Source organism: Pseudoalteromonas sp. NH0006-46, assembly GCF_057547735.1.
On record NZ_BAAJML010000010.1, the window covers coordinates 46,662 to 62,422 of the forward strand.

A 15,761-nucleotide genomic window follows, 5' to 3' on the forward strand; every position below is an offset into this window, starting at 1 on the left:
CACTTGGTTTATAAGTCTTGATGCGGACCAAACACTTCGTAATGAATATGCTCATTTTTAACGCCTAGTGCCAGTAACTGGCTTTTCACAAACGCCATAAACCCAGCGGGGCCGCATAAGTAAAAATTGCCATTTGTAAGAGGTAACTGTGTTTTTATGGCCGTTAAATCCATTAGCCCAGTAAAATCAGCCCCATCACTACTTTGATTAAACCACGTCATAGTTTGCAAACAGTTATAAACCGTACTTAATTCATTTAAATAGTGTGCAAACGAGTGCTGCTGAGTATTTTCGCACGCATGTAAATACAGAATGTCGTGATTAGGGTTATCGCTTAATAACGTTTCGAGCATAGCAAGCATTGGCGTTTGCCCAACACCTGCTGAAATAAGTACCGTCGGTTGAGTACTATTGCGTAAAAAGAAATCTCCTGCAGGCGGGTATAGTTCAACTATGTCACCTTGAGCTAGTGAGTGTAAATAATTAGACACCATGCCAGGCTTTGGCTGTAGCTCTTTTTTAACACTAATACGGTAGTTTTTACCGTTACTTTTTTGCGAAATAGAATACTGGCGAATTTCTTCATATTCAGCGCCCTCTGGCTTAACTTTAATACCTAAATATTGGCCAGGTTTATGGGTAATTATAGCTTCGCCATCAACCGGCGTAAGTGTAAAGCTTGTTACTAACTCAGATTCAACTTGCTTGTTGGTTATTTCAAATTGGCGAGTACCCACCCAACCACCCAGTGTGTTTTTACTGTGTTCATACAAAGCCGCTTCTTCGGTAATACAAATATCAGCAAGCAATGCGTAAGCTTCACGCCATGCGTATTCTACATCTGGCGTAAATTGATCAGGAATAAGCTCTTTTAAGGTGCCAATTAAATGAGCACCAACAATGGGGTAGTGCTCTGGTAAAATATTTAAACTGGTGTGCTTATGGTTAATGCGCGCTAATGCCTCTTTTAACACTGCTAAGTTATCAATATTTTGGGCGTATGCCGCTAAGGCGTTAAACAAAGCAAATTGCTGGCGGCCGGTGTCTTGATTCGCCATATTAAAAATATTTTTAAGCTCTGGGTTATGGCTAAACAAACGCTTATAAAAATGATCGGTAACAACCGTGCCGGCTTGCGCTAATAACGGAACGGTGCTTTTAACAATCTCGATGGTTTTATCAGATAACATAATATATTCCTGTAGGTAAACTAACCACGACGCCCATCAACACGACGCCGCGTTAATATAGGTGTGCAGTAAATTAAAAATAACAAAAAAGCCACTAACCACAGCAAAGCACTTACCTGCCAAGCAAAGTGTGGCCCAATAATTAAGGGGAGTATTGAGCGAGTAATAGCTGCCACCAGCACAAGAGCAAAAGCAACAGATATATAATTAGGGGTGCTAAGCGTACGCCCTGTATGACCAAGCGATACACGGGTCATCATGGCTAAAATCATCATCCCTATTGTGCCAATAGTGATAAGATGGAGCGCATCTTTGAAGGGTATTACGCTTGTGTAAAAGCTAAATGCAATCATCATCAAGCCAACACCTAAAGCAAGATAAGAAAAATGCAGAGACCATAATAAAGGCACTTTTAGCACTTTTGCGTTCCACCAAAACCCTGATCGAATTAAGTGAAGCGCAGCAACTATTGCAACAATTAATGCAGGGCTAATTGAGCTTAAAAATAACTTACTGATAAAAAATAAAGTAATTGCCAATATTGATAAATACAGCAGTGCTTTATCAATTTTAGGAGTGCGTGTTTGCTCGCTAAGCAATAAACCTTTAGCAGTAAAAAAGGGAAGCACCCTTCCTGCAACAATGCCTACCAGTAAGCTAATAACGAGTACAGCGGTGTCAACCACAGCCAAAGCAAGCTGCATGTTGTTATTTAAAACAAGTAATAAATAAAGTGTATTGAGGGAGCACAACACACTTAAAATAGCTAAAAATTGATAGTTATTTTTACTGCGTGCTTTTAACAGCATATTAGCCAGCGCAGCAATTGCACCTATCCACCATACTAGCTGCAGCACAATAACAGCCAATAAATTAATATTGGCAAAATCTGGCAGCACAATAAAAAAAGCTAAACGAGCAATTACCCATATTAAAGTAAGTAGCATAAGTGCTTTGCCACTTATACTTCCAATGCCCGTCCATGTTTGTGCCGCCGTAAGTAAAAAACCTACAGCAACCACTCCTGCAAAGCCAAACAGCATTTCATGCGCGTGCCAAAATGTAGCTGGTATGGTTAAGTGCCAACTAGCATGGCCTGATAAAATAAGTAACCAATACCCTATCGAGAAAAATGCCAGCAAACCGCCGGCTAAAAAGTAAGGTCTAAATGCAAGCAGCCATAACGGCCATTTAGTTACGTGATGGATAGCTATGTGCGCTGGCATTGGCTCGGTTAAATTTAGTGGGCGCATTAGCGTACTTCCTGCCCTAAACCATGTTGAGCAACACAACGCAGCACATAACTAACTTTTAAAATAGCTGCCACTACAATAGTGCTAATATGTGCTGATATTTGTACCTGCATCGAAAAGTACTCTGCATAGGAGTAGCTAATTAAAATACTTACAACTATACAAATAAAGCTCAACCCTAATACGGCATTAGCAGTAAATAAAAGCGATTCAAAAAATGAGCCTAACTCAACATTGTTGCTTACATTATTTATTGTAAGTGTGTCCATAACTACCTCAGTAACCATTAACGTTACTTAGCTATTACACATACTGTGCCAATAAAATAAAGCATTACTATTCAGCAGGTTAAATATAACCACTTTACAAAATGAGTCTTTATGACCTACCCTATTTTAAATCATAAAAACACGTATAGGTCATTTTGACATGAACCAGCAATTCAACCTCACCCAAGTAGCTTTAGAGCTTGCCCAAAGCCCCCTGCACGAGCACAGCTTTGACCAATTACTGGCAACGGTTGAGCGTGTAATACCTAGCGATGCCAGTGCATTACTTGTGGTGCAGGGCGAGCAACTTAAACCCTTAGCCATTAAAGGCCTGATGCCCGACAGCCTTGGCAGGCGTTTTAAAATAGCAGAGCACCCTCGCCTTAAGGCTATTTGTAGTGCTAGCCACGCATTACAATTTGCACACGACTGCCCACTGCCCGACCCATACGACGGCCTACTGCTGGCTAAAACAGGCGATATTCCTGTGCATGCCTGTTTAGGCTTACCCCTTTACGATAAAAATGCACTACTTGGCGTACTCACGTTTGATAGCCTTAATGCAAATGCCTTTAGCAGTATCAGCACAGATACGCTAAGCACCTTACAAACGCTGTGTAGTGCACATTTTAAAACGGCTCTAGAGCTTGCCCATTACAAACAACATGCGCAGCATTCAAGTGCACTTGTGCAAGAGTTAACACGTGATGCACTTACTCGCGATGGCGGTGAAATAATTGGCCAAAGCCCAGTAATAAAAACGCTTAAAAATGAAATAAAACTAGTTGCTGCCTCTAACTTTAGTGTATTGGTTTTAGGAGAGACAGGCGTAGGAAAAGAGTTAGTAGCGCGTAATATTCACTTAAATTCTGCACGTAAAGATCAGCCTCTCATTCACTTAAATTGTGCCTCACTTCCCGAAAATCTTGCAGAGAGTGAATTTTTTGGCCATGCCAAAGGCGCTTTTACTGGTGCACAAAATGCCCGCCAAGGTAAGTTTCAGCTAGCTGATGGCGGCACATTATTTTTAGACGAAATTGGCGAGCTGCCATTGGCTATGCAAAGTAAATTGCTGCGCGTACTGCAAAGTGGTGAAATTCAAACCGTTGGTGAAGACATACCAAAATACGTAGATGTTCGAGTAGTCGCTGCCACTAATCGTGATTTAAAACATGAGGTAGCACAAGGTCGCTTTAGAGCCGATTTATATCACCGGCTAAGTGTTTACCCTATTACCGTGCCGCCACTTAATAAACGTGAGCACGACATAACCCTACTTGCTGGTTATTTTATTGAGCAAACAGCCCGTAAATTAGGTATTAAACAATTAAAGCTAAGCACTGAAGCGCAAGCATTGCTTAACCAATACAGTTGGCCTGGTAATGTACGCGAGCTTGAACATGTTATTAGCCGCAGCGCATTAAAGGCTAAGCAAAGCCAATGGCAAAACCCTATAGTTACGATTACAAGCGAGCACTGCGATTTAACCCCACAGCTAAGTAATACAGCGCAAGTTAACACGCAAAACACCATTCACACTGCCTGTAATCAGCCATTAAAGCAGGCCGTTGAATCTTTACAATTTACAGTTATAACCGAGCAACTAAAGCAGCATAATTATAACTGGGCAGCAACTGCAAGAGTGCTGGAACTCGACAGAGCAAACCTTGTACGCCTTGCTAAGCGTTTAGGTATTGAGGTTAAAAAAACTATTTAAGAGTTTGAGGCTTATTAAAATGCGCTTTTAATAATCCTGCAAAAGCTTGTACTTTCGCGGTGCGATGCACTAAATGATGGGTCACTAACCACACATCGGTGGGCCAATTTAATTCACTGTGTAGCACAGGGACCAAATCGCTATATTGCGCTGCTACATCATGTTGTAAACCACCAATCCCTAAGCCTTTAATAATAGCGCGTGTAGCCTCGGCGGTTTCTGATACACGTAATTTGATTTGCGATGCAGGAATGTTTTCGTCTGCCCAAGCAAAATAAGGCACCCGCGCGTTATATCCCGCAACTCCTGATACAAAATTATGCTGCGATAAATCACTTAACGATTTGGGCATACCATGCTTGGCAATGTAGCGTTTGTTAGCATACAGGCCCGATGAAAGCTTTGCTAGATGCTGAGCAATGTAGTCACCTTCATCAGGTTTAGGCCCTGCACGAAGCGCAATATGTGCTTGCCCGTGATCGAGGCGCAAGCGTTTTTGCTCCAAAATAACTTCAAGCTGTACTTGTGGGTGTAATGCCTGAAATTGTTCACATACATCGCCCATAACATCCATAAACCCACTAACCGTAGTAAGTAATAAACTTCCGCGTAAAGTACTATCGGCAGCGGCAATATCGTTATGTAGCTTTTCGAGCGAGGTATCTATAGTTTGCGCTGTAGCAAATAATTTAGCGCCTATTTCAGTTACCTTGTAACCACGAGCATGGCGATGAAACAAGCGGGTATCTAGGTTTTTTTCAAGGCTGTTAATTCGTCTTAACACTGTGCTGTGGTGTACATTTAGTGCCTCTGCCGCAGCGGTAAGCGTGCCAAGCCGAGCCACTTCAAAGGCTACTTTTACGTCTTGCCAGTCGTCAAATTTTATTGCCATGCGCCCTGCCTTAAACTTATGTGCGTATACGCACATAAGTGTTGCGTTTATTTGGGTTTTCTACAAGTAAAAGTTTGCTACATTAGGTATGTAACTTAAAACATAAAAAGGCCAAATCCATGTCAGCACCAAAAATTATCGCTCTTGCGGGCAGCTTACGAAAAGAAAGCTTTAATCAAAAACTTATTAATGAAGCAGCACGTTTTGCTTTGCAAACCGGTGCTGAAGTAGAAGTTATTCAGTTAAACGAATTAGATATTCCACTATTTAACGAGGACATTGAAGCGCAAGGCACACCAGTCAACGCCCAGCTTTTAAAAGACAAACTCCGCTCTGCAGATGGTATTTTATTGGCAAGCCCAGAGTATAACGGCTCGATCACTGCGCCATTAAAAAACGCCATCGATTGGGCATCGCGTACAGAGCAAGGTGCAGTACCGGCATTTCGTAATAAAGTAGTGGCATTATTTGCTACTTCACCGGGTGGATTGGGCGGTTTACGCGGTTTAAACCACGTACGTGATATTTTAAGCGGCATTGGTTCGTTAGTGCTTGCCGATCAACTTGCTGTACCCTCTGCGTTTTCTGTTTTTGGCGATAATGGCCAAATTAGCGACCCAGAAGTAGCCGATAAAGTATCTTCACTTGCTCATCAATTAGTCAGTGTTGCAAGCAAATTAAAGTAACCTTACACGCTTTACTTTTGCTTTGTCGCCGCTATTTTTGCGGCGATAAAATCAACATGCGTTACATATAATAGACCCGCTATTTTACGTATTACGTACTCTTCTTGTGGGTCTATTTCACCGTCTGCATAAGCTAAACACCATAGCAATTCTATTATTTCGATGCGCTCGGCTGCACTGCAATGTTCATTAATCTGCTTTGAAAACTGAAAGTAATCAATTGCACCATCTAAACTGCTTGCAGCATTGGTGGTGAGCTCTTCAACCTCAGAATCTGTTAAATTAAAATATTTTTTTAAGGTTACAGTCAGGGTGTGTTGTTCATTATGGTCGAGCTTAGTATCGGCACGCATGACTTCAATTAGCAACGCTGCTACCGCTGTTTTTAAATCGTGCGGCTCTATACTCGGCGCTTGATCATCGAATGCTGCAAAAAGCTGTTTTATTTGTTTGAACATCACATTATCTCTTTTTGGGTGTTAGACTTAACGTACATAAACCGAACTTATATGAGTATTTAATGGGTATTAAGTTCGCAAATTAAAGGATACATTTTATGAAAGGGTTATTTTCACCACGCTTTATTATTAGTAGCGCACTGGTGGGCCTTTCGAGTATAGGCACTGCGCAAGCCGACACCATCGAAAAAGAAAAATCATACGACTTTGATAATAAAGTGCATTACTACCAAACAAAAATTGACGACAGCAATTACAAACTAGAAATACAATCAGACGACTATAAGCATTTTGCCAATCAAAGTATGTTTTTACTTCGCCATGCAGAGAGGTTGTGCCGTGGTAATACCTTTATGTTAAAAGTGCTTGAAGGCGTGCAAGAATACGAACGTTTTCCTACTAAGCCACGTGCCTATCAACCACCTTTAACGGTTTTATTGCAATGCGAAGAGCCCGAACAATAAGTTTACTCTTCGTACCCCCATGGTGCAGCGGGTGGCGTAATAGGTTTGGTTAAATCAAAATCCACTTTAAATTCGCGCCCTTGACGAATTAAACGGTAAGTAAATACCTCAGGGTAAATATACATTTGCCATGTATTACCTGCCGACTGTGCAATACCTTGTGCTACAAATAATTCTTTAGAGTATTGATCAGCAGGAAACGACTGCATTTGTGCATAACCCGCATCAAGTGTATGACCGCCATACATGGTTGAAGCATCGTCAGTACCATCTTCATGGCGATGGTCGTGTTTTAAGCTCAAACCACTGCCTGTTTTTGTAATGATCCAGGTACGTGACGCATCATCACCCACATGAAATGGTACTTGCAGCTCGCTATCAGTACATTTGCGTACATGCATGATTAGTTTTTTATTATCAAATGAGCTTGGGCCCTTTGCGTTATCTATGCTTACTTTGCCCTCAAACGCTTTACCACAGTGCGCTGCAATATTATTAAAAAACGCATCATGCGTTGGTATAGATACCAAAGGCGCAGGGCGCGCAATAGCGACTGATGAAGCAAGTAATAACGCTGCTGCTGTTAATAATTTCATAAAGTACTCTTATAATAATTTTTTAATACCATAGCGGTTTAAGTTAATTTTGGGAAATAACTGCGACAAGTGGCTTCTCTGCTCTGTTTTTCATTAATGTTAAAAGTGAATGATGGAAGTCTTGAAAAATGACCTCACCCCATATTCGCGAATAAACACCAAAATTTGTATTATCTTGCACGGTCGTTTTTAAAGTTAAAATGGTATTGCCGCTTTTATCTTCACTTAACTCATACCCACCGTAAAGAGGTGAAAAGTATTCACCGCCTAGTTTTACATGTTTATCGAGTGCGTCATCGGGGATAGCATCAGGGTCTATGTCAAATCTATAAAGCATCTGTTTATTTGGCTGCCAATCCGTAATAACTTCTTTAAATATAACTCCTTTTTGCCATTTACTGGTTCTAATTGCACCAACACCCGCAGCATTCATATTTGCCTCTAAGGGCTTAGGTACACCTATTAATTGGGTAAGCGAAAATGGCAATTCTTGTGGCTCTATGGTGCTTACATTTGCAAGCTGCTGCCACACACGGTTTATAGGCGCTTCAATAATTATAGAGTTGGTGACTTCGTACGTTTTTGATAAGTGTAAATAATTTACCTCAATAGGTGAGAGCAATACAGGAAGCAAAGCTATTGAAAGTAAAGAATGGTTAGCGTTTTTAGTTTTGCGATTTTTAATAAAACCTGCCAGTAAACCGCCAATACTTGCAAAGAGCATAAAGGCTGGCAAAGCCATTGCCACACAAATACTGCCTTCAAGTAACGTAATAACACTGACAAGTAAAAAAACAAAAATTGGCTGCCAAGCAATTATCACCATTTGCCTTTTAGTTAATGTTTTTGCGCTTTTAAATTCAAAATGAATACGAATATAGCCAATTGTAACGGGCACTAAAAACATAAATGATATAGAGACTAGGCTACTTAAATTATAAGTATCAAATAGCTCTACAAACAGCCGCATAAATATGCCGTAAAGCGTACCAAGTAAAATACCAATTGACTTAGGGGAGTTGAATTGCATCTCTATTCTTTATTGTTGTTATTAACAATCAGAAAGTAACAGAAGTATTATTCCACCACAAATAAAACAAAATTAACGGCTCCTGCAAGCAAATAGCCTGAAATAAAACAAATTTAACAACCACTAAGACTAAAGGATAATAACCTGTCGTTAACACGATACTATTCGGCAAATAGCTCTGCGCATCATTAATGATGCAATCAAGAATATGATTTATAAAAACTTTTAATCACCTTCTGTAATTTTATGATTTTTAGTGTAAAGCTGTTTTTTTAATTAACTGTATTAAAAATAATCATACACGACCTTTTGCCTATACATTCCTGAGTAAAAGCTGTTCTACCCTGCCCCTTCACTATTCATTTGCTTTAGGGCGTTTTGAAAAATAAGCAACGAGTAACAGGAGGGACTATGTCAGTAACCCCAAAGGGTAACGAGCTAGAAAAAACAAGCGCAACACACGTAGATGATACCAACAGCTATCAAAACAATCATAAACCCAGTTCAGAGTTTAATACCCGCGACGAATACCTAGAACACGAGCTACAAATTATGCAGCCCAAGCGTTGGCGGCCTAACTTACCTTTTAGAGACTACCGCTTTGAATTTGAAGACACGATTCCAGCTATGGCGGGCACCATTGGTAAAGTCGTTATGGTGGGGGCTATTGCCGCTACTTTTGCAGCGCCACTAGGTTTAAGCGATGCGTTTGTGTTAGAAAACGTACGCTATGAATTACTCATTGTTTCTATTTTTATTATTTTGTTTTCGGGCTTTATTTTACCCACGGCTAACTTAGCCGGTACTCACGGCCCACTTATTCCTCTTATTCCTATTGTGGTTGCCGCTGGCGGCCACCCTATGGCGTTTGGCTTACTCATTGGTGCCTTTGGCTTTATTTTAGCGATCACCAAAGGAGGGAGTTTGCTGGCACGCTTAACCAGTAAAGGGGTGTGCGGGGGCTTACTCATATACTTGGGCTTTATTGGTACTATTTCGCAGGTTAAAAAGTTGTTTGCATGGGCTGAGGCCATTGATATGGCGCACATTGCATTTATTGTTATTTTAGCCACCATTTTATTGTATGCGTTACTTGAGCATTTTAAAAAGCGCTGGCTAGCGGTGCCGCTTAGCTGCCTTATTGGCGGTGTGGTTGCGTTTGCACTCGGTGCCCCATTTGAATTTAATACGGCACCGGGCTTACCAAATATGAACCCAGCTTATTGGTGGGGCGAAAACACAGGCTGGATGCTTGGCCTACCGACACTTGAAAGCTTTGTGGTTGTGCTGCCATTTGCGGTATTGGCTGTAGCTATGTGGTCACCGGATTTTTTAGGGCATCAAGTTTTTCAAAAAATTAGTTACCCGCAACGTACTGAAAAAGTACAAATGAACATAGACGACACCATGCTAAGTGCATCGGTTAGGCAGACCTTTGGGTCACTTGCCGGAGGTGCTAACTTCACCTCATCTTGGGGGACTTACATTGTACCTGCTGCTATTGCTAAACGCCCTATTCCGGCGGGCGCCATTTTAACAGCCGTATTTTGTATTATTGCGGGTTTATGGGGTTACCCAATGGATTTAGCCATTTGGCAACCCGTGCTTTGCGTTGCGCTTATTGTTGGTGTGTTTATTCCGCTGCTTGAGGCGGGTATGGAAATGACACGCGAAGGTAAAACAACGCAATCGGCCGCAATAGTAGTATTTGCGTCAAGCTTGGTTAACCCTGCTTTTGGTTGGTCACTGACTATGCTGCTAGATAACTTAGGCTTAATTGGCTGTAAAGAGCGCAGTGCTAATTTAACTAAAATGAGCCGCTGGGTTGTACCACTCATTATGTTTGTGGTTTTAACTACCGTTATGGCTATTGTTGGTATGTTGCCGGGCATTCCTGCGCTAATGGCTGATTTTAGACATTAATTTAGGGTATAAAAAAGCGCGGCTTATATACTCAGCCGCGCTTTGTTTTCATATGTAATTAATTGCTTTTCGTTACTGCCAAGGGCGCTCAGCAGCAAGTTGTTTTTCAAACGTATCAATTTGTGGATTTAGCGTTTCGGTCACACCAATAAAGTCTAAGCCACTTAATAAACGCTCTTTTACGTCTTTACGAATATCAAAACTAATTGGCGCAAATTTATCGCTTGTTAGTGTTTGGTTTTCAAGATCGATTTTAATGTTTATATCGTCGTGTTGCTCACTAAGTACAAACAATTGCTCAAGCGTATCCGCCGGTAGTGCAATGGCTAGCATTTGGTTGTTACCGCAGTTATTAAAGAAAATATCAGCAAAACTTTCCGCTAAAATCACTTCAAAACCATATTGCTTAAGCGCCCATGGTGCATGCTCACGCGATGAGCCACACCCAAAGTTGTCGCGCGTTAATAATATTTGTGCGCCTTGGTAGCATGGTCGATTTAAAATAAAATCAGGGTTTGGTTCGCCGTTTTCTAGGTAACGCCAATCGTAAAACAGTGCTGCATCAAAACCATCACGGCTGGTTGATGTTAAAAACTGCTTTGGGATAATTTGGTCTGTATCTACATTGTTTTTATCAAGTGGGGCCATTAAGCCACTAAAAAATACGCTCATTAGGCTTCTCCTCTTATATCAACAAAGTGACCATGTATTGCAGCTGCTGCTGCCATTGCAGGGCTTACTAAATGCGTGCGCCCGCCACGACCTTGGCGGCCTTCAAAATTACGGTTAGACGTAGATGCACAGCGTTTGCCCGCTTCTAAACGGTCATCGTTCATCGCTAAACACATTGAACAGCCTGGCTCGCGCCATTCAAAGCCTGCGGCTTTAAAAATATCGGCTAAGCCTTCGTCTTCAGCTTGCTTTTTAACAAGGCCTGAGCCCGGTACAATTAACGCTTCAATACCAGCTACAACTTGCTTACCTTCAACAATTTTTGCCGCTGCACGTAAATCTTCAATACGGCTATTAGTACACGAACCAATAAAAACTGTATCTACTTTTGCGCTTGATAATTTATCGCCCGCTTTTAAGTCCATGTATTTAAGTGCGCTGCGTATAGCATCGGCTTTAATTAAATCAGGTTCTTGCTCTGGATCGGGTATGCACTCATCAACGCCAATTACTTGTTCTGGGCTTGTGCCCCAGGTAATTTGCGGCTGAATGTCGTTAGCTTCAAGCTCAACACTTAAGTCAAACTCAGCGCCTTCATCTGTTTTTAAGGTTTCCCAGTATGCAACTGCGGCGTCAAAGTCAGCGCCTTTTGGTGCAAACGGACGACCTTTTAAATAATCATAGGTAATTTTATCTGGCGCTATTAAACCCGCTTTTGCACCCATTTCAATACTCATGTTACATAGCGTCATACGGGCTTCCATTGAAAGTGCTTCAATGCCTTCACCACAAAATTCAGCAACATAACCTGTGCCACCAGCAGTACCTAATTTACCAATAACCGCCATTATTAAATCTTTAGAGGTTACCGTTGGGCGAAGCACGCCGTTAATTTGAATTTTTAACGACTTTGCCTTTTTTTGCTGTAGCGTTTGCGTTGCTAATACGTGCTCAACCTCAGATGTACCAATACCGTGTGCTAATGCGCCAAACGCACCATGCGTAGAGGTATGGCTATCACCACATACAATGGTAGTGCCAGGCAAGGTAATACCTTGCTCAGGCCCCATTACATGCACAATACCTTGGTTAATTGAGTTTAAATCGTAAAGTACAATGCCAAACTCTTTACAGTTTGCATCTAGCGCCATTAACTGGTTTTTAGATACTTCGCTTGCGGCATCAAGTGATCGGCTTTTAGTCGATACGTTATGATCCATCGTTGCAAAGGTTTTTTCAGGGCAACGCACCTTACGGTTTTTTTCACGTAAGCCTGCAAAAGCCTGTGGTGATGTCACCTCGTGCACTAAATGGCGGTCAATATAAAGTAAATCAGTTTGCTCATTTATGCTGGCAACGGTATGTGCTTGCCAAATTTTGTCGTATAACGTTTGGGCCACTTGCTAATTCCCTACTCTGTTAAGTCGTAGCATAACGGTGCTGCGCCTTTAATAATTAAATACGTGAAACGATGGCTGCTGCGACATCGCTTGTGCTGTATCCACCTTGTGGGTAGATATCTGGCGTGCCAACGCCTGCTTCAACGGCTTCGGCTACGGCTTTTTCAATGGTGCGCGCTGCTTCGTCTTGCCCTAATGAGTAACGTAGCATAAGTGCGGCACTTAAAATTTGCGCAATCGGGTTTGCAACACCTTTGCCTGCAATATCTGGCGCTGAGCCACCTGCTGGTTCATACAAACCAAAGCCCGATTGATTTAAGCTAGCCGAAGGTAATAAGCCCATTGAGCCTGTGATCATCGCACACTCATCTGACAAAATATCACCAAATAAGTTATCGCACAGTAGTACATCAAACTGGCTAGGCTGTTTAACTAACTGCATAGCTGCGTTATCTACGTATATGTAATCTAGGCTTACTTCTGGGTAGTCTTTGCTTACTTCGGTAACGACTTCACGCCATAATACGCTTGATGCAAGTACGTTGGCTTTATCTACTGAGGTTACATGGTTACTGCGTAATTTTGCTGCTTCAAAAGCAAAACGAGCTATACGTTCAATTTCTTTACGCGAGTAGTTTTGCGTATCAAAGGCAAACTCTTCTTCGCCTTCGCCACCTCGCCCTTTTTCACCAAAGTAAATACCGCCGGTAAGCTCGCGCACACATAAAATATCAAAACCTTTTTCGCTAATGTCGGCACGTAATGGCGAGGCTGCGCTAAGCGCCGGTAAAAGCTGCGCTGGGCGTAAATTACAAAACAAACCAAAGTGCTTACGAAGCGGTAAAAGCGATGCACGCTCAGGTTGCTCATTTGGTGGTAGGTTTTCCCACTTAGGGCCACCTACTGAGCCAAATAAAATGGCATCGGCGTTTTCACACGCGCTTAGTGTTTTTGGTGGTAATGCTTCACCAAATTCATCAATGGCTGCACCACCAATAGCATGATGCTCGCGGTTTAGAGTAAAACCAAACTTATTGCTCACAGCATCAAGTACTTGCTCTGCTGCTGCCATTACTTCTGGGCCAATACCGTCGCCAGCTAATACTGCAACGCTGTAGTTTGTTTTACTCATCCTGCTTTCCTTTGTTGTTTTAAATCAGACACTTTTTGTGCACGATAAATTAAGTTGTAAACACGGATCATGGCGCGTACCGACGCTTCTACCACATCCGCAGCAATACCCGCACCGTGATAAGGGCGGCCATCGTATTTAGCAATAATGTTTACTTGACCAAGCGAGCTTGCGCCTTGGCCAGTGGCTTCTAAGTTGTATTCAATCATTTCAACGCTCATACCGGTTAAGCGCTCAATTGCCGCAAACGACGCCTCTACCGGGCCATTACCTGTAGCAGCTTCTTGTTTAACTTCGCCATCAATCACCATACCAATAGTTGAGCTTGCTACCGACTGTGAGTTAGACGCTGAGTTTACAAACTCTAACTGGTATTTTTCGTCTTTGTCGTTAATTTGATTTAAGTAAATCATGGCTTCAAGGTCGTAATCGTATACCGTGCCTTTTTGATCCGCTAACGCTAAAAAGCTTTCGTATAAGCTGTCCATATCGTAATCAGCTTTTTGGTACCCTAACTCTTCTAAGCGGTGCTCAATAACATGACGGCCCGAACGCGAGGTCATATTTAATTGGTTATTTGGCACACCTACGCTTTCTGGCGACATAATTTCGTACGTATTTTGTGCTTTTAATACGCCATCTTGGTGAATGCCCGAGCTATGTGCAAAGGCGTTTTCGCCCACAATCGCTTTATTTGGCTGTACCGGCATATTACAAATTTTTGCCACTTGGCGAGATGCGCGATAAATTTCTTCACTTTTAATATCGGTGTGAACTTTTAAGTGGTCTTTGCGCATTTTCATGATCATCGCCACTTCTTCAAGCGAACAGTTACCCGCACGCTCACCAATTCCATTTATTGTACATTCAATTTGGCGAGCACCTGCTTGTACAGCGGCTACCGAGTTAGCTACAGCTAAACCTAAATCGTTATGACAATGCACGCTTAAACGCGCTTTATCAATATTTGGCACGTTATTCATTAAGTGGCGGATCATTGCAGCGTATTCGTCTGGCGTTACAAAGCCAACCGTATCTGGCAAGTTAATAGTAGAGGCACCCGCATTAATTGCCTGCTCAACAATTTTACATAAATCCCAATGCGGCGTACGCCCTGCATCTTCACACGAAAACTCAACATCATCAGTGTAGTTACGCGCTAATTTAATTGATTTAACCGCCATTGCCGTTGCATCATCTAGGCTCATGCGTAATTTGTGTTCAAGGTGCAAAGGGCTTGTGGCAATAAAAGTATGAATACGACTTTGCTGTGCTGTGCGAAGCGCCTCACCACAGGCTTCAATGTCTTTAGCAACCGAGCGTGCTAAACCACAAATAATTGGGCCTTTCACTTCGGTTGCAATACGTTGCACCGAGCGAAAATCAGCAGGGCTCGAAACCGGAAAACCTACTTCCATCACATCAACATTCAAGCGGCTAATAGTATGCGCTAACTGAATTTTATCGTCTTCTGTAAGGCTTGCTTTAAGTGCCTGCTCGCCATCACGTAAGGTGGTATCAAAAATCCATACTTTATCTTTGTCTTGCATAACTGCCCCTCATTCCTGTGTTACCCAAATTTCAATTTATCCCAGCCGCGAGATAAAAAAAACCCCGCAATTGCGGGGTTTTTAATGTTCAACTCAATGCAAACACACTAATCCCCGCTTACTTGCCATAGCAGTAAGAGGTTAAGTTTTAGTGTAATTAAACGAATATTTTGCATCTTGTTTCTTGTGTGTGTGTTCAGTGAGGCCTATTTTTAACATTACCTAGAGATGGAAGCAAGCATAAAAATTCCACAAAAGACCTTTAAAACACAGCAATAAAGAAAATAAAAACTAAAAAAACTCAAATTAAAAGATTAAAAATACCAAGCAAGCTTCTTATTATCATAATCAAATCAGCTTTAAAGTGATCCCCGATTAGATAAGTTTTATTATTTTTATCTGGGCTTATGAAGTATCCCGTTTTTAATAATTAAAAAAGCCCATCTTAATGAGCTTTATTTACTTTTAGTCAAAAAATTAATTGTATTAGTGAGCCACGAAGCAATTTATAACAATATCGAGCTACCAG

15 protein-coding genes are annotated in these 15,761 nt (G+C 41.7%); 4 read left to right on the forward strand and 11 right to left on the reverse strand.

Going from position 1 to position 15,761, the window contains the following annotated elements:
• Nucleotides 1-8: 8 nt before the first annotated feature.
• The 3 genes from hmpA to AC27I2_RS16595 are packed head-to-tail and all read right to left on the reverse strand — an operon-like array spanning nucleotide 9 to nucleotide 2,712.
• Nucleotides 9-1,190: an NO-inducible flavohemoprotein gene (gene hmpA / locus AC27I2_RS16585; protein ID WP_487204911.1), complete on the reverse strand. Its 1,182-nt coding sequence runs from the start codon at nucleotides 1,188-1,190 to the stop codon at nucleotides 9-11.
• Nucleotides 1,191-1,210: 20 nt separating this feature from the next.
• Nucleotides 1,211-2,443 (reverse strand): NnrS family protein, encoded by a 1,233-nt coding sequence (locus AC27I2_RS16590; protein WP_487204912.1) that lies wholly within the window; start codon nucleotides 2,441-2,443, stop codon nucleotides 1,211-1,213.
• Entirely contained in the window at nucleotides 2,443-2,712 is a 270-nt protein-coding gene (locus tag AC27I2_RS16595) for a hypothetical protein (protein WP_058403663.1), read from the reverse strand. Before AC27I2_RS16595 ends, AC27I2_RS16590 begins: the two co-directional genes overlap by 1 nt.
• Before the next feature lie 160 nt (nucleotides 2,713-2,872).
• Between AC27I2_RS16595 and norR the strand changes: the two genes are divergently transcribed.
• A complete protein-coding gene (gene norR / locus AC27I2_RS16600; protein WP_487204913.1) occupies nucleotides 2,873-4,429 on the forward strand; it encodes a nitric oxide reductase transcriptional regulator NorR in 1,557 nt (518 codons plus the stop codon).
• On the opposite strand, the gene AC27I2_RS16605 is transcribed toward norR, so the two are convergent.
• Complete coding sequence (locus AC27I2_RS16605) at nucleotides 4,422-5,321, reverse strand: LysR family transcriptional regulator (RefSeq protein ID WP_487204914.1); 900 nt, start codon at nucleotides 5,319-5,321, stop codon at nucleotides 4,422-4,424. The two genes, norR and AC27I2_RS16605, sit on opposite strands and share 8 nt — an antisense overlap.
• 119 nt (nucleotides 5,322-5,440) lie before the next feature.
• On the opposite strand from AC27I2_RS16605, the gene AC27I2_RS16610 reads away from it, so the two are divergent.
• Nucleotides 5,441-6,007, forward strand: a complete 567-nt coding sequence (locus tag AC27I2_RS16610; protein WP_487204915.1) for an NADPH-dependent FMN reductase — start codon at nucleotides 5,441-5,443, stop codon at nucleotides 6,005-6,007.
• 11 nt (nucleotides 6,008-6,018) lie between these two features.
• Here the strand turns inward: AC27I2_RS16610 and AC27I2_RS16615 are convergent, their stop codons facing one another.
• Entirely contained in the window at nucleotides 6,019-6,465 is a 447-nt protein-coding gene (locus AC27I2_RS16615; protein WP_487204916.1) for a tellurite resistance TerB family protein, read from the reverse strand.
• A 98-nt stretch (nucleotides 6,466-6,563) separates the two neighbouring features.
• On the opposite strand from AC27I2_RS16615, the gene AC27I2_RS16620 reads away from it, so the two are divergent.
• Nucleotides 6,564-6,929 carry a hypothetical protein gene (locus tag AC27I2_RS16620; RefSeq protein WP_487204917.1) on the forward strand — a complete coding sequence of 122 codons (366 nt, stop codon included), beginning with the start codon at nucleotides 6,564-6,566 and terminating at the stop codon, nucleotides 6,927-6,929.
• 2 nt (nucleotides 6,930-6,931) lie between these two features.
• Here the strand turns inward: AC27I2_RS16620 and AC27I2_RS16625 are convergent, their stop codons facing one another.
• Nucleotides 6,932-7,525 carry a hypothetical protein gene (locus AC27I2_RS16625; RefSeq protein WP_487204918.1) on the reverse strand — a complete coding sequence of 198 codons (594 nt, stop codon included), beginning with the start codon at nucleotides 7,523-7,525 and terminating at the stop codon, nucleotides 6,932-6,934.
• A 43-nt stretch (nucleotides 7,526-7,568) separates the two neighbouring features.
• Nucleotides 7,569-8,555, reverse strand: a complete 987-nt coding sequence (locus AC27I2_RS16630) for an SRPBCC family protein (protein WP_487204919.1) — start codon at nucleotides 8,553-8,555, stop codon at nucleotides 7,569-7,571.
• Nucleotides 8,556-8,966: 411 nt separating this feature from the next.
• Here AC27I2_RS16630 and AC27I2_RS16635 point away from each other — a divergent pair, with 411 nt between their 5' ends.
• A complete protein-coding gene (locus AC27I2_RS16635; RefSeq protein ID WP_487204920.1) occupies nucleotides 8,967-10,478 on the forward strand; it encodes a DUF3360 family protein in 1,512 nt (503 codons plus the stop codon).
• 72 nt (nucleotides 10,479-10,550) lie between these two features.
• On the opposite strand, the gene leuD is transcribed toward AC27I2_RS16635, so the two are convergent.
• Genes leuD through leuA form a run of 4 tightly spaced genes read right to left on the reverse strand, consistent with a single transcriptional unit; the run spans nucleotide 10,551 to nucleotide 15,232 of the window.
• Nucleotides 10,551-11,150 carry a 3-isopropylmalate dehydratase small subunit gene (leuD, locus tag AC27I2_RS16640; protein ID WP_138527401.1) on the reverse strand — a complete coding sequence of 200 codons (600 nt, stop codon included), beginning with the start codon at nucleotides 11,148-11,150 and terminating at the stop codon, nucleotides 10,551-10,553.
• Nucleotides 11,150-12,550, reverse strand: a complete 1,401-nt coding sequence (gene leuC, locus AC27I2_RS16645) for a 3-isopropylmalate dehydratase large subunit (protein ID WP_487204921.1) — start codon at nucleotides 12,548-12,550, stop codon at nucleotides 11,150-11,152. The genes leuD and leuC overlap by 1 nt, the downstream gene beginning before the upstream one ends.
• 55 nt (nucleotides 12,551-12,605) lie before the next feature.
• The gene (gene leuB, locus AC27I2_RS16650; protein WP_006793757.1) at nucleotides 12,606-13,682 is read right to left on the reverse strand and encodes a 3-isopropylmalate dehydrogenase; all 1,077 of its coding nucleotides are present in this window, start codon (nucleotides 13,680-13,682) and stop codon (nucleotides 12,606-12,608) included.
• A complete protein-coding gene (gene leuA, locus AC27I2_RS16655) occupies nucleotides 13,679-15,232 on the reverse strand; it encodes a 2-isopropylmalate synthase (protein WP_010557777.1) in 1,554 nt (517 codons plus the stop codon). Before leuA ends, leuB begins: the two co-directional genes overlap by 4 nt.
• Nucleotides 15,233-15,761 lie beyond the last annotated feature (529 nt).

What these genes read in the sequence shown, in the direction of transcription:
- norR (WP_487204913.1), top strand. Translation starts at nt 2,873, where the DNA reads ATGAACCAGCAATTCAACCTCACCCAAGTAGCTTTAGAGCTTGCCCAA.
- AC27I2_RS16605 (WP_487204914.1), bottom strand. Translation starts at nt 5,321, where the DNA reads ATGGCAATAAAATTTGACGACTGGCAAGACGTAAAAGTAGCCTTTGAA.
- AC27I2_RS16615 (WP_487204916.1), bottom strand. Translation starts at nt 6,465, where the DNA reads ATGTTCAAACAAATAAAACAGCTTTTTGCAGCATTCGATGATCAAGCG.
- leuB (WP_006793757.1), bottom strand. Translation starts at nt 13,682, where the DNA reads ATGAGTAAAACAAACTACAGCGTTGCAGTATTAGCTGGCGACGGTATT.
- AC27I2_RS16595 (WP_058403663.1), bottom strand. Translation starts at nt 2,712, where the DNA reads ATGGACACACTTACAATAAATAATGTAAGCAACAATGTTGAGTTAGGC.
- hmpA (WP_487204911.1), bottom strand. Translation starts at nt 1,190, where the DNA reads ATGTTATCTGATAAAACCATCGAGATTGTTAAAAGCACCGTTCCGTTA.
- AC27I2_RS16635 (WP_487204920.1), top strand. Translation starts at nt 8,967, where the DNA reads ATGTCAGTAACCCCAAAGGGTAACGAGCTAGAAAAAACAAGCGCAACA.
- AC27I2_RS16625 (WP_487204918.1), bottom strand. Translation starts at nt 7,525, where the DNA reads ATGAAATTATTAACAGCAGCAGCGTTATTACTTGCTTCATCAGTCGCT.
- AC27I2_RS16590 (WP_487204912.1), bottom strand. Translation starts at nt 2,443, where the DNA reads ATGCGCCCACTAAATTTAACCGAGCCAATGCCAGCGCACATAGCTATC.
- leuD (WP_138527401.1), bottom strand. Translation starts at nt 11,150, where the DNA reads ATGAGCGTATTTTTTAGTGGCTTAATGGCCCCACTTGATAAAAACAAT.
- leuA (WP_010557777.1), bottom strand. Translation starts at nt 15,232, where the DNA reads ATGCAAGACAAAGATAAAGTATGGATTTTTGATACCACCTTACGTGAT.
- AC27I2_RS16620 (WP_487204917.1), top strand. Translation starts at nt 6,564, where the DNA reads ATGAAAGGGTTATTTTCACCACGCTTTATTATTAGTAGCGCACTGGTG.
- AC27I2_RS16630 (WP_487204919.1), bottom strand. Translation starts at nt 8,555, where the DNA reads ATGCAATTCAACTCCCCTAAGTCAATTGGTATTTTACTTGGTACGCTT.
- AC27I2_RS16610 (WP_487204915.1), top strand. Translation starts at nt 5,441, where the DNA reads ATGTCAGCACCAAAAATTATCGCTCTTGCGGGCAGCTTACGAAAAGAA.